Here is a 13,317-nt window from a genome sequence, read left to right on the forward strand (position 1 = left end):
CTTGCGGAAAGCTGAATTGCCCCCGCAATTGTTCCCACCCGTCGAAGCCCGGCGACTGTTCATCGACCGTCGCTGCCCGACTGGCACGCGCAGCCTATGCACGAAAGGCCCGCAACGAAGGGCATTGCCAAACACGCCAGCTGTATTACATATACAACACAGTTACTCCATTTCAGGAAGTCCTTGTCGCATGACCCAGTTCCGCCCTGCCCTGATCGCCGCCCTGCTGGCCGCCACCGCACCCCTTCCCGCTTTTGCCCAGGCGGCAGAGCCCACCACTGCCACCGCCGCGCAAAGCGAGCATGACAAGCTGTTCGCGCTGTTCGCCGCTTCGGACGAGGCCGCGCTCAAGCGCAACCCGATCGGCGCGCTGTTCCGCGGCGACATGCGCTATGCGGACCGGCTGGGCGATTACCTGACCCCCGAATACAACGATGCCGAACGCGCCGCCGCGCAAGGCGAACTGGCCCAGCTGGCCCAGATCGACCGCGCCAAGCTGTCCGCGACCGACCAGATCGCCTACGACGTGTTCAAGTATGACCGCTCCGAGACGCTGAAGGGCCTGACCGAAGAGATCCTGGCGCTGACCGAAGTGCGGCCGATCAACCACTTCTTCGGGTTCCACACATTCTACCCGACGCTGGCCAGCGGCAAGACCGGCATTCCGTTCGGCACGGTTGCGGATTACGAAAACAACCTGAAGCGCCACGCCGACTACGTGAAGCTGATCGATCGTTCGATCGCCAAGTTCCGCGAAGGGCAGAAGTCCGGCGTGGTCGAGACCAAGATGACGATCCGCAACGTGATCGAGCAGCTCGACACCCAGCTGAAGCTGCCGGTCGAGGAATCCCCGTTCTTCGAGCCGGTGAAGAAGTTCCCGGACAGCTTCACCCAGGCCGACAAGGACCGCCTGACCACCGAATACCGCAAGGTGATCGGCGAGCAGCTCTACCCCGTGCACCAGCGCCTGCGCGATTACCTGCGCGACGATTACCTGGCCAGCGCGCGCGACAGCTTTGGCCTGTCGCAGATGAAGGGCGGGGCCAAGTTGTACGAGTTGCAGATCGCCAACACCACGACCATGCCGATGAAGGCGGCGGCAATTCACAAGCTGGGCCTGTCCGAAGTGAAGCGGATTCGCGGCGAAATGGAGAAGGTGAAGGCCGAAGTCGGCTTCAACGGAACGCTGGCGGAATTCTTCAACTTCATCCGCACCGACCCGCAGTTCAAGCGCAAGAGCCGCGAGGAAATCACCCAGCGCTATTACGACATCGGCAAGCTGGTGGATGCCAAGGTCGGCGACTATTTTAGGGTTCTGCCCAAGTCGCCGCTGCAGATCCGTCCTTACGAGGAATTCCGCGAGAAGTTCGAAGCGGGCGGTTCCTACCAGCAGGGCACGCCCGACGGCAGCCGCCCCGGCACGTTCTATTTCAACGCCTATGACCTCCCCAGCCGCACCACGCCGGGCGAAGTGACGCTGTACCTGCATGAAGGCGCGCCGGGGCACCACTTCCAGATCAGCCTGGCTCAGGAAAACGCGGCCCTGCCCGCATTCATGCGCTTTGGCGGCAACACCGCCTATGTCGAAGGCTGGGCGCTTTATGCCGAAACGCTGGGCTACGAGATGGGCTTCTACAAGGACCCGTATTCGCGGATGGGTACGCTGGACGATGAAATGCTGCGCGCGATGCGGCTGGTGGTCGATACCGGCATCCATTCCAAGGGCTGGAGCCGGGAACAGGCGATTGCCTACATGCTGGCCAATTCCAGCATGGGCAAGACCGACGCCACGGCGGAAGTCGAACGCTATATCGCCATCCCCAGCCAGGCGCTGGCCTACAAGATCGGTGCGCTGACCATTCAGCGGCTGCGCGGGCAGGCGGAAAAGCAGCTGGGCAAGAAGTTCGACATTCGCGATTTCCACGATCAGGTGCTGAACACCGGCGCGCTGCCGCTGCCGGTGCTGGAAGCCAAAATCAAGGCGTGGATCAAGGCGGTCAAGGCCGCCAAATAAGGGCAATCCATGCGCTTTGCGCCAGTCACGCACCGGGCCGATGGGCGGTGTTGTGGCTGGCGCAGATGCTCCTATAACTGGCTATGGGGGCAGGTACTGGAGCGCGCATGATCGACCTGAAGCATACCTTGGGCGGAGCAATCGCAGCCACCGCGGCCCTGAGCATGACCATCCCGGCCCTGGCCCAGGCACCAGACAGCGGTCCGCCTGCCGGAATGCCCAAACCGCCTGCCGGAGACCGCTTTACCATCGGCATCGGTGGCGGGATCGGCCCCGATCATGAGGGCTCCAACGAAACCGATTTCCAGCCCGGCGGGGTCATGCAGGGGCGGATCAGCGGCTTCGACGTGCAGGTGCGCGGCACCAACATCTATGTCGACCTGATCCGCGACAAGCCCGGCAGCGACACCAACCTGACCTTCGGCCCGGTTGCGCAAGTGCGGCTGGACAGGACCGGTACGATCCGCGATCCGCGCATCGCCGCGCTGGGCGATCGCAAGACGGCAGTGGAACTGGGCGGCTATGTCGGCGTCGGCAAGCGCGGCGTGCTGATCCCGCCGGACAGCGTGAATGTCGAACTCAGCTTCGTCCACGATATGGCGGGCGCGCACGGCAGCTACATCCTGTCGCCCAGCGTGTCCTATTCCACCCCGCTGTCACGCCAGACCTACGCGCGGCTGGTCCTGTCGGCCGATTATGTCGGCGAAGGCTTCGGACGGACCTATTTCGATGTCACCCCGGCGGGCGCGGCGGCGTCGGGCCTGACGGCCTATGGCGTGCAGGGCGGCGGGTTCAAGAGCGCGGGCAGCGTGCTGCTGCTGGTGCATGATCTGGGCGGCGATCCCTTTACCGGGGTCGGCCTGTTCGCACTGGGCGGGTACAAGCGGCTGCTGGGCAAATATGCCGCCAGCCCGGTCGTGCGCGATGCGGGCAGCGCCAGTCAGGGCTTTGGCGTGGCCGGAGTAACCTACAGCTTCTAGCGCTCAGGCAACGTCGATCCGGTCCGCGAACAGCAGACGTCCACCTGACAGGTGCCACAGCGCTTCGTTGAACTGGTCTGGCGCCATCGCGAAGCAGCCTTCGCTGCGGCCCAGCTTGCCCTGCTTCGAAATCCACGTGGGCGAGGCATAGGTGGCCGGATGCATCACGATCGCGCGGTCCAGCGCGTTCGAATTGTCGTGATCCAGCCCTTCCAGGCGGATCGAGGTGCCATACTTGCCCTTGTACCATTCGCAGGTCAGGTAAGCCCCGCGCGAGGTCGCTTCGGAGCCGGGAACGTTCGAAAACTCCTGCAGGAACCCGCTATGTTCGCGGTCCGAACCGCGCCCGTGGCTGACGTAGAACGAACGGATTTCCCCGCGCTCAAGGTTCACGAAGTGAAAGCGCGGCAGGCTGGACGGGCGGGCAAAGTCGGAAATGCCGACGATGTCGTGGCGCCACACGGTGGCTCCGGCCCGTTCGAGTTCGCGCTTGGCGATTTCCACCAGCTTGGCGTCATAGGCTGGGTTGGGGGCAACGACCGTTGGCAGCGCGGGTTCAACCGGAGCGGCCGGAACCGGCGGGGCAACGCCCAGTGCCTGGTCGAAAGCCTCGGTCAACGATTGCCCCAGTGCGCGGGCTGGCAAGGCCAGGCCGGCACCCACGGCCAGCGCCCCGCGGATCAGACTGCGTCGGTTGATATTCTGCGCCATACCAGCTGTGGATAACCCAATCCGCAACGAGTCGCCAAGCCCCTAGGCGGCAGAACCGCGCCCGGCAGCGCCCAGCCGTTCGAGCGCCGCGCCATCCACCCGCATCACGGTCCATTCATCCATCGAACGCGCGCCCAGCGCCTGGTAGAATCCGATCGCGGGCGCGTTCCAGTCCAGCACCGACCACTCCAGCCGCGCGCAGTCCCGCTCCACCGCCAGCGCGGCAAGGTGCGAGAGCAGCGCCTTGCCCAGCCCCGATCCACGCGCCGAAGGCCGCACGAACAGGTCTTCCAGATAGATCCCGGGCCGCCCTTCGAACGTCGAGAAGTTGTGAAAGAACAGCGCGAAGCCCTGCGGAATGCCGCTGAGTTCACCGATCACGACTTCGGCATAGGGCCGCGCGCCAAACAGTTTGGCCCCCAGCACCGCTTCGTCAAAGCGGACTTCGTGGGCCAGCTTCTCGTATTCGGCCAGTTCGTGGATCAGCTGCGCGATCAGCGGCAGGTCGGCAGCGGTTGCAGGGCGGATCGAAAGGGTCATGCAGGCTTACTCCCAGCCAGAAATCTTGCCGCCAGTCGCGGCCACAGGATGCCCAGCGCCAGCCCGGCCATGACCAGCGCAAACGCGGTCAGCTTCCAGCCGGGCAAGGCCTCTTCCATCCACAGCGCCGATGCGCCAAGGCCGAACACCGGCACCAGCAACGACAGCGGCGCGACGCTGGCGGCGGGATAGCGGCCCAGCAACCAGCCCCACGCGCCGTATCCGAACATCGTGTTGCCCACCGCCTGCCACGCCACGGCCGCCCAGGTGGCGCCATCGGCATTGGCGATCCCGGTGGAAATGGCGGTCCAGCCTTCGGTCAGCAGGGCCAGAGCGACCAGCGGCGGCACCGCGAACACGCTGGACCACACGACATAGGCCAGCATGTTGACCGGCCCCGCCGCGCGCGAGGTCATGTTGCCCAGCGCCCAGCACAGCGCCGCACCCAGCACCAGCGCCAGCCCCAGCGGGGTGGCGCTGCCATCGGTGTGCAGCGCGATGATGCCCAGCCCGCCCGCCGCCAGCCCCAGCGCGGCGATCTGGAACGGGGCCAACCGCTCTCCGGTCAGCCGCATCGACAGGGCGATGGTGAAGAACGCCTGAGTCTGCACCACCAGCGAGGCGAGGCCCGGCGTGATATCGGCGCGCATCGCGGTAAACAGCAGGCCGAACTGCCCCGCCCCGATCAGCACCCCATACGTCGCCAGATTGCGCCACGGCACCGCCGGTCGCGGCACGAACAAGGCCAGCGGCAGGAACGCGAAGGCAAAGCGCAGCGCGGCCAGCGTCAACGGCGGCAAATGCGCCAGCGCCAGCTTGATGACCACGAAATTGGTGCCCCACACCGCCATGACGGCCAGCGCCAGCAACAGGTGCAGCGGCGGCAGGACGGAACGGTTGGCGGCGGTCATGCGCGGGCCTTTAGCGTGGCAAGGCCGCGCTGTCAGTGCCGGATTACCATCTCGTCGCCTTGCAGCTCCACTTTGCCCAGCTTGCCAAGCACGCTTTGCCCGAGCAGGTTGACCCCCAGCCCGCGCACGACCACCGCGGGCACCTGGGTAAACTCCGTCTCGCCCAGCGCGAGGCTATCCAGCGTCACGCGCGCGCCATAGCCGGGGCCGGAAGCGGTTTGCAGCATTGGCACGAAGCTGTCGGGATCAACGGAGATGCCCAGCGCTTCGGCGTCTTCCTCGGTCAGGGCGACCATGTCGGCCCCGGTATCGACCAGAAACCGGGTGTCCTGCCCGTTGACCAGCGCGGTGGTGTGGAACTGCCCGGAGGAATCGCGCCGGATCACCGTGACATAGGCATTACCCGCGCCGTCGCTATCCGCCGCCGCGCTGGCCGCCACGACCGGCGCGTCCGCATCGGGCCGGGGAATCGCCACGGCGAGCAGGGCCATCAGGCCGATGGCGGACAGGGCGATGGCCAGCAGCCGGTACATTCCCCCGGCATATCAGGCAGGTATTACCGCTTTGCGAACGGGGGAGAGGGCCGGTGCCGTTTCCACGGTAGTGGAACAGACTCCAGTCTACTTCCCGTGCAGACTGTCCATGCTGGGAACCGCGCCGCTTTCGATCTCGGCGGCCTTTTCCTCGACCAGCCGGACGATGTGGTCGATCATCCCGTCGTCCTGCACGTGGTGATCGGTCACGCCGCGCAGATAGACCATGTGCTTGCCGTTGCCCCCGCCGGTCACGCCGATGTCGGTCTCGCGCGCTTCGCCGGGGCCGTTGACGACGCAGCCCAGCACCGACAGGCTCATCGGCGTCTTGATGTGGCCCAGCGCGTCTTCCAGCTTCTGGACAGTGCGGATCACGTCAAAGCCCTGCCGCGCGCAGCTGGGGCACGAGACGACCCGCACGCCGCGGGTGCGCAGACCCAGGCTTTTGAGGATTTCATAGCCGACCCGCACTTCTTCTTCCGGTTCGGCGGACAGGGATACGCGGATCGTATCGCCGACCCCGGCCCACAGCAGGTTGCCGATGCCGATGGACGATTTCACCGTCCCGCCGATCAGCCCGCCCGCTTCGGTAATGCCCAGGTGCAGCGGGCAATCGACCGCCTCGGCCAGCCCCATATAGGCGGCAACCGCCAGGAACACGTCGCTGGCCTTCACCGCCACCTTGTATTCGTGGAAATCGTGGTCCTGCAGCAGCTTGATGTGATCCAGCGCGCTTTCGACCAGCGCATCGGGGCAGGGTTCGCCGTATTTTTCCAGCAAGTCCTTCTCAAGGCTGCCCGCGTTCACGCCGATGCGGATCGCGCAGCCGTTGGCCTTGGCCGCGCGGACCACTTCGGCCACGCGGCTTGCCGAACCGATGTTGCCCGGATTGATCCGCAGGCAGGCCGCGCCCGCATCGGCGGCCTCCAGCGCGCGCTTGTAGTGAAAGTGAATGTCCGCGATCAGCGGCACGCGCGCAGCCTTGGCAATCTTGCGGAACGCCGCAGTGCTGTCCTCGTCCGGGCAGGACACGCGGATCAGGTCCGCCCCGGCTTCCTCGCAGCGGCGGATCTGGTCGATCGTCGCCACCGCGTCGGACGTCAGGGTGTTGGTCATGGTCTGCACGGTGATCGGCGCGTCGCCACCCACGGGCACGCTGCCAACCATGATCTGCCGGGACTTGCGCCGCGCGATATCGCGCCAGGGTCTGATCGAGGACATGGTGCGCGATATAGGTGGCGCGGCGGCTTCGCGCAAACAGGGAGTTGCGCGCTAGAACACCTGCGCGAACAGGAATTCCGGATCGATATGTTCGCCCACCCGGAACGTGATGTCGGCCACCTTGTCGAACCCATAGCGGCGGTAGAACCGGTGCGCCCCGTCGTTATAGGCATAGACCGAAATCTGCACTTCATCAGCCTTGCGGGCAGAAAATTCGCCCATCGCCCAGTCCATCAGCGCCCCGCCGATGCCCATGCCGGTGGCGTTCGGATCAGTATAAAGCTGCTTCAACTCCATCACGTTGGCCCCGCGCGCGTGCTCCGGAAAGCCGCAGGTCAGCCCCAGCTTGCAATACCCCACCAATCGCCCGTCCGCCTCGGCCAGGCGGTAGAGCCGCGCCGGGTTGGCCAGTTCCGCCGCGATCGCGGCTTCGGACAGGCTTTCCGCCAGAAACGCGTTCAGGTTTTCCGCGCTGTAAAGATGCCCGAACTTGGCAATGAAGCTGTCCGTTGCCAACTGCGAGATGGCCGGGATGTCGGCTTCGGTGGCGGCGCGCAGGATAAGTTCCATCACAGTTCCCGGGTCATGCAGATGCTGAAATCGTCGGCCACGTAATCGCCGAAGGGGGCGCATTCGCGGAAACCGTTCGCTTCGTAAAGCCTGCGCGCGGGCAGGAAGGGCTCCGGCCGTCCGGTTTCCAGGCTGACGCGGGTGTAACCACGCGCCCGCGCGACGCCCAGCAGGTGGTCCAGCATGGCCCGCCCTGCCCCCTGCCCGCGATAGGCCGGGTCGGCGCGCATCGATTTCAGCTCTCCATGGCGGGCGTCCAGCTGCTTGAGCGCGCCGCATGCGGCCAGCCGGTCCCCATCCCACGCGGTGTAGAACGTCACATCGGGCGCGCGCAGCCGCTCGATCGGCATGGCGTGAACGCTGCATACGGGGGACCACTGGTGCATCTCCGACAAGTGGAGCCGCAGCAACGCGGCAATGGCCTCGCCGGTCAGATCGTCTTCGCGAATGGAATATTCTTTCATGGCTGTGTTCTGCTATGACCGCCCCATGATGACAAGTATGAGCCGCCGGACACTGGCAATCGCAGCCTTGACCCTGGCGCTGGGCGCCGCATTCCCGGCCGCCGCGCAGGCAAAAGAAGGACCTTCCATGACCCAACCCGCCGCTCCCACCTGGAGCCTGGCCATCCACGGCGGCGCCGGCACGATGTCGCGCGAAAAGATGACGCCGGAGAAAGAAGCAGAATACAAGGCCGCGCTGGCGTTCGCTTTGGAAGCCGGCAGCAAAGTGCTGCGCGAAGGCGGGACCAGCCTCGATGCGGTGGAAGCGGCAGTGAAGGTGCTGGAGGACGACCCGCACTTCAACGCCGGGCGCGGCGCGGTGTTCACCTATAACGGCGTGAACGAGCTCGACGCCGCGATCATGGACGGGCGCACCCGCGCCGCCGGGGCGGTGACCGGCATCACCCACATCAAGCACCCCATCACCGCCGCGCGCACCGTGATGGAAAAAAGCCCGCACGTGTTCCTCTCCCGCGAAGGGGCAGAGGAATTCGCGCGCGAGCAGGCGCTGGAAATGGTCGATCCCGATTACTTCGCCACGCCCGAACGCTGGCGCCAGCTGGAGGAACTGAAGGCCAGGAAGCTGGGCTGGTTCGACGTGGACCTGAAATACGGCACGGTCGGCGCGGTAGCGGTCGATACGGCGGGAAACGTCGCCGCCGCGACCTCCACCGGCGGGCTGACCGGCAAGCGCTGGGGCCGGATCGGCGATTCCCCGATCATCGGCGCGGGCACTTATGCCGATAACCGCGCCTGCGCGATCAGCGCGACCGGGGCGGGCGAATTCTTCATCCGCGAAGGCGTGGCGCACGAAATCTGCGCGCGGATGCGCTTTACCGGCGAAGGGCCGCAGCAGGCCGCCGACACGGTGATGGCCAATGTCGCGGCACTGGGCGGCGATGGCGGTGTGATCGTGGTGACGCCCAAGGGTGAGGCGATCTTCAGCTTCAACACGCCGGGCATGTACCGCGGCCGCGCGACCAGCGCCGGGGTCAAGGAAGTCGCGGTGTTCAAGGACTGACCTGCCGGGCGGACAAGCGCGGGTTGCTTTACCCGTGCTTGTCCGCCTTGCGCTGGCCCAGCCGCATGCCGGATTCCAGCCGCGCCCGCAGCTGGGTGTAATAGGCTTCCAGAAACGCCCGCTCATCCCCCGCGCCGGGTTCCCAGCCGATCTTGCGGCAGATCGCGGTGTGGACCGCGACCAGTGCCTCTGGGCGGTTTTCGCGCAGGACGCGCTCCAGCGTCTGTAACTCGAACTCGCCGTAAACCGCCAGCTCCGCCTCGCCAAAACGATACTGCGCGCCAGTCGCCGCGCTGTGGCCGCTGGCAGCGGTCGGCGTGGTGGACAGCACCGCTTCCAGCTTGCGCCGGGGCGCTTCGACCACCCAGGTTCCCGCCACCAGATCGCCCGCGCGCAGCCGATCCCGGTTGAAGAACGGAAACAGGCCGAACACCAGGAACCACACCGTCGCCGCCACCCCGGCCGCGCCCATGTTGTCCGCTCCGCTGTTGGTGACGATCATCGCCACCGGCAGGAACAGCTCGATATCGCGCAGCAGGTTGCGCGCCAGCACCATTTCCGTGGTCAGCCGCCCCCCATCGCGCGCGGCAATGCGCAGGCCCGTCAGCCGCTTGCCCGGCGTCGTCCCGCGCGGGCCGAGTTCGAAAAACAGAAAATAGGCGTGGCGAAACAGGAACATCACCGCGATCCACAGCACCACCAGGAACTCGCTGGCCCGCGCAACCGCCTTGTCACCCTTGGCCAGCGCCTCGCTGCGCAGATCGTCCACGCCTGACCCCAGATACGCCAGCAGCAGCGTGGTCGAGATCATCAGCACCACGATGAACAGCAGGTCGAGCAGCAGCGCGCCCAGCCGGCTGCCCCGGCTGCCGACCATGACCGGCAGGGCGATCCCTTCGGGCGTGATCATCACCCGCCGCCGGTCGATCTTCGCCGTCATGCTGGCTGCACCCACGCTCATGCTGCCTCGCTGCCCGAAGGCGTGCGGCGGAACGCGAAGAAATAGGCCAGCCAGATCGCCAGCATCGAATAGCCGATGATGTAACGCCCGGTGGTATCGTCCACCAGTTGCCGCCCGAACCCTTCCAGCATTCCGGCCACCACCAGCATCAGCACCACGCCCGCCATGACCACGGCAGCGCGCTGGCCAGCTTCGGCCACGGCCTGCATCACCCCGCGCGTGCCGGGAAAGGCCATCGACCGGCCCACATGCAGCCCCGCCGCCCCCGCCAGCAGGATCGCCAGCAGCTCGGTCGTGCCATGGATCGAAAGCCAGCCGATGAAGTCCGTCGCCAGCCCCTTGTCATGGTACAGCCACACCATCGCCCCAAGCGTCGCGGTGTTCTGCACCAGCAGCAGCAGCGGCGGCACGCCGAACGCAAAGCCCAGCGCGAAACACATGATTGCCACCCCGGCGTTGTGGCTGAACAGATAGGCGGCAAACATCGACAGCCCGTCATCCTGCGCGCTGCCGAACAGCGTACCCTGCAAGACTTCCCGCGTGGCACCCGGCACGCGGGCATCCTGAAACTGGCCGGGGACCAGCGCGTAATACCAGTCGGGATCACTGCTCACCAGCAGCCAGCCGACCAGCGTGCCCGCCGCCATCACTGCGAAAGCGACCAGCAGCTCCGGCCAGATCGCCCGCACCGCGCGGCTCCATTCGCCGCCCAGAAACCGCGCCAGCCAGCCCGCCAGCGTGGTGCGCGGGCCATAGACCAGAAACCACGCGCGCTGCACCAGCGCCTCCAGATAGGCCAGCGTCGCCGAATCGAGCGAGGTTTCCCGCGCAACCGACAGGCTGGAGGCAACCGTGCGATAGAGCACCGGCAGTGCCAGCACGTCCTCATCCGACAGCCGCCGCCAGCGCCCCGCTTCCATCCGGGTGACGATGGCTTCCAGCCGCTTCCAGTCGCCCTCGCGCTCCTGCCGGAACCGGTCGGAACGCAGTGCAGCGGCTTCGATCGCCGCATCGCTGGCGGCGGCTTCCCCGCCGAGCAGTCCGAAGAACGCCATCAGCCGATCGCTCCCTTGCGCTTGATCGCCAGATAGGCGTCGATCAGCCGCGTGCCGATCCGGTCATGCGGCGCCTCGATCACGTCCACGCCCAGCGCGCGCAGGCGGGACAGCACCAGCGCGCGCTGGCGCAGCAGGGCATCGGCGGTCGCGGCCATCGCCAGATCCTGCATGTCGCCGGGGCGCTGCGCGGCGATTCCGTCCAGTTCGGCATCGGCCATGGTCACGAACAGCACCAGATGCTTCGCGGTCAGCCGCCCGATGCTCTCGATCATCAGTTGCGCGCTGGTCGGATCGGTGAAGTCGGAAAACACCACCACCAGGCTGCGCCGCTTCAGCCGCCCGGCCAGAGTCGCCAGCGCCAGCGTGAAGTTGGGTTCCTGCGCATGGTAATCCAGCGCTGCGGCGGCGGATTGCAGGCGGGCAAAATCGCGTGCATCGGTGACGAAGGGCGTGAACACTTCCGGCCGCGCGGCGAACCCGAACAGCGCGATCCGGTCCCCCGCCTTCAGCGCGACATAAGCCGTGGTCAGCGCGGCGGTAACGGCGCGGTCGATCCGGGCGAGGCCGTCCACCGGCTCGCACATCGCCTGCCCGCAATCGAACGCGAAGACGATCTGGTTGTTGCGCTCCGCCTCGAACTCCTTGGCGTAAAGCTGGGCATGGCGGGCGCTGGATTTCCAGTCGATCCGCCGGCGATCCATACCCGGTTCGTATTCGGCCAGCGCCTCGAACACGGTGCCTTCGCCGCGCATCCGCCGCGCGATCAGGCCAACCTGCGCGTCTTTCAGGAACGCCTGCAGCGCGGGGGAGCGGACCGGGGCGAGGTTCGGCCAGACCCGCATCTGCGCCGCCACGCCGCACGACACCTGCCGCGCGCCAAGGCCCAGCGGCCCGGTCCAGCGCAGCCACAGCCGCTCCACCGCGCCCGTCCCGCGCCGGTTGGGGCGGAAGTGCAGCGTCCCGCGCCAGCCATCGCCCGCCTGTTCCGGTGCTGCCAGCGGAACGGTGCCGCGCCCGCCGGACAGCAGCCGGTCATCGCTGGCCAGCGCCGCCTCAACCTGATGCGGGCTGCCCTGCCGGAACCGCGCCCCCACCGTGAGCCAGCTATCGCCGCCGACCTCGCTATCCGCAGGCAGGCTCAGCGCGACGTCCTCCACTTGCCCCGCCAGCAGCGCGTCGAACAGGACCAGCAGCACCAGTACCAGCCCGATCCCCGGCGCGATTACCCATGCACCGGGCGCCAGCGCGGCAATCAGCAGCGCCACGGGTGCAGCACCGGCCACCAGCCAGGCCGCGCGCGCCGTTGGGATCAGGGCGGGACGCAGGGGCATCGCTTCAGCGCGGTGCCTCGGTCGCGGCGATCAGGTCGGCGACCAGCGTTTCCACCTGCTTGCCTTCGATCTCTGCCGCTGGCGACAGCAGCAGGCGGTGGCGCAGCACGGCGGGGGCGAGCGCCTTCACATCGTCGGGCAGCACGTATTCGCGCGCATCCACCGCCGCGCGGGCGCGGGCGGCATTGGCCAACAGCACGGCGGCGCGCGGACTGGCCCCGGATGACAGGTCGGCGCTTTCCCGCGTCGCGCGGATCAGGCGCACGATGTAATCGACCACACTGTCAGCCAGCGTTACCCCCTTCACCGCCAGCGCCGCCGCCGCGATCACATCGGCATTGGCCACCGCACTGACGCCCAGGTCAGCCGGGCGCGACGGTCCGGCGCGTTCACCAAAGGTCGCCACGATCCGCGCTTCCTCAGCCGCGCTGGGATAGGGGACCAGCAGCTTGAACAGGAACCGGTCCAGCTGCGCTTCGGGCAGGGGATAGACACCCTGGCTCTCGATCGGATTCTGGGTCGCAACCACCAGAAAGCTGGCGGGCAGCGGGTGCGCGGTGCCGTCCAGCGTGACGCGGCGTTCCTGCATCGCTTCCAGCAGCGCGGCCTGCGTCTTGGGCGGGGTGCGGTTGATTTCGTCGGCCAGCAGCAGCTCGCAGAAGATCGGCCCGCGCGTCAGGGTGAACTGGCTGGTCTGGAAATTGAACAGGTTTGATCCCAGAATGTCCCCCGGCATCAGGTCCGGCGTGAACTGGATGCGCCCGAAATCGAGGCCGAGGCTGGCGGCAAAGCTTTGCGCCAGAAACGTCTTGGCGGTGCCCGGCGGGCCTTCCAGCAGGACGTGGCCCTGCGCCAGCAGCGCAACCAGCAGCGCATCGACCGTATCGGCCTGACCGACCACGGCCTTGCCCACTTCGGCCCGGATCGCGCGGGCCAGCGCGCCGACATCGGCAAGCGTCATTG

At 66.9% G+C, this 13,317-nt stretch carries 14 protein-coding genes; 3 read left to right on the forward strand and 11 right to left on the reverse strand.

Features of this window, described 5'->3' with window-relative positions:
* Window positions 1–190 precede the first annotated feature (190 nt).
* A complete protein-coding gene (locus tag IE113_RS15565) occupies window positions 191–2,014 on the forward strand; it encodes a DUF885 domain-containing protein (protein WP_189543142.1) in 1,824 nt (607 codons plus the stop codon).
* Between the two features lie 164 nt (window positions 2,015–2,178).
* Entirely contained in the window at window positions 2,179–2,994 is an 816-nt protein-coding gene (locus IE113_RS15570) for a MipA/OmpV family protein (RefSeq protein ID WP_189543144.1), read from the forward strand.
* Window positions 2,995–2,997: 3 nt separating this feature from the next.
* Here the strand turns inward: IE113_RS15570 and IE113_RS15575 are convergent, their stop codons facing one another.
* The 7 genes from IE113_RS15575 to IE113_RS15605 form a co-directional block, all read right to left on the reverse strand.
* A complete protein-coding gene (locus IE113_RS15575; RefSeq protein WP_189543146.1) occupies window positions 2,998–3,705 on the reverse strand; it encodes a murein L,D-transpeptidase catalytic domain-containing protein in 708 nt (235 codons plus the stop codon).
* Between the two features lie 42 nt (window positions 3,706–3,747).
* Complete coding sequence (locus IE113_RS15580) at window positions 3,748–4,245, reverse strand: GNAT family N-acetyltransferase (protein WP_189543148.1); 498 nt, start codon at window positions 4,243–4,245, stop codon at window positions 3,748–3,750.
* Entirely contained in the window at window positions 4,242–5,156 is a 915-nt protein-coding gene (locus IE113_RS15585; RefSeq protein WP_189543150.1) for an EamA family transporter, read from the reverse strand. Before IE113_RS15585 ends, IE113_RS15580 begins: the two co-directional genes overlap by 4 nt.
* 32 nt (window positions 5,157–5,188) lie before the next feature.
* Window positions 5,189–5,689, reverse strand: coding sequence for a retropepsin-like aspartic protease family protein (locus IE113_RS15590; RefSeq protein WP_189543152.1), 501 nt, complete (start codon window positions 5,687–5,689; stop codon window positions 5,189–5,191).
* An 87-nt stretch (window positions 5,690–5,776) separates the two neighbouring features.
* Entirely contained in the window at window positions 5,777–6,910 is a 1,134-nt protein-coding gene (gene ispG, locus IE113_RS15595; protein WP_189543154.1) for a flavodoxin-dependent (E)-4-hydroxy-3-methylbut-2-enyl-diphosphate synthase, read from the reverse strand.
* 51 nt (window positions 6,911–6,961) lie between these two features.
* Window positions 6,962–7,480, reverse strand: coding sequence for a GNAT family N-acetyltransferase (locus tag IE113_RS15600; RefSeq protein ID WP_189543156.1), 519 nt, complete (start codon window positions 7,478–7,480; stop codon window positions 6,962–6,964).
* Entirely contained in the window at window positions 7,480–7,944 is a 465-nt protein-coding gene (locus tag IE113_RS15605) for a GNAT family N-acetyltransferase (RefSeq protein WP_189543158.1), read from the reverse strand. Before IE113_RS15605 ends, IE113_RS15600 begins: the two co-directional genes overlap by 1 nt.
* A 127-nt stretch (window positions 7,945–8,071) precedes the next feature.
* On the opposite strand from IE113_RS15605, the gene IE113_RS15610 reads away from it, so the two are divergent.
* Entirely contained in the window at window positions 8,072–9,004 is a 933-nt protein-coding gene (locus IE113_RS15610) for an isoaspartyl peptidase/L-asparaginase family protein (RefSeq protein WP_229822625.1), read from the forward strand.
* Window positions 9,005–9,032: 28 nt separating this feature from the next.
* Here the strand turns inward: IE113_RS15610 and IE113_RS15615 are convergent, their stop codons facing one another.
* From IE113_RS15615 to IE113_RS15630, 4 genes are read right to left on the reverse strand one after another with little or no spacing between them, the layout of a single operon-like run.
* On the reverse strand, window positions 9,033–9,965 hold the full coding sequence (locus IE113_RS15615; RefSeq protein WP_229822626.1) for an RDD family protein: 933 nt from the start codon (window positions 9,963–9,965) through the stop codon (window positions 9,033–9,035).
* On the reverse strand, window positions 9,962–11,020 hold the full coding sequence (locus IE113_RS15620) for a stage II sporulation protein M (RefSeq protein ID WP_189543160.1): 1,059 nt from the start codon (window positions 11,018–11,020) through the stop codon (window positions 9,962–9,964). Before IE113_RS15620 ends, IE113_RS15615 begins: the two co-directional genes overlap by 4 nt.
* Entirely contained in the window at window positions 11,020–12,354 is a 1,335-nt protein-coding gene (locus IE113_RS15625) for a DUF58 domain-containing protein (RefSeq protein ID WP_189543162.1), read from the reverse strand. The genes IE113_RS15620 and IE113_RS15625 overlap by 1 nt, the downstream gene beginning before the upstream one ends.
* A gap of 4 nt (window positions 12,355–12,358) precedes the next feature.
* Window positions 12,359–13,315 carry an AAA family ATPase gene (locus tag IE113_RS15630; protein WP_189543199.1) on the reverse strand — a complete coding sequence of 319 codons (957 nt, stop codon included), beginning with the start codon at window positions 13,313–13,315 and terminating at the stop codon, window positions 12,359–12,361.
* Between the last annotated feature and the right edge of the window lie 2 nt (window positions 13,316–13,317).

Source organism: Novosphingobium arvoryzae, assembly GCF_014652615.1.
Lineage (GTDB): Bacteria > Pseudomonadota > Alphaproteobacteria > Sphingomonadales > Sphingomonadaceae > Novosphingobium > Novosphingobium arvoryzae.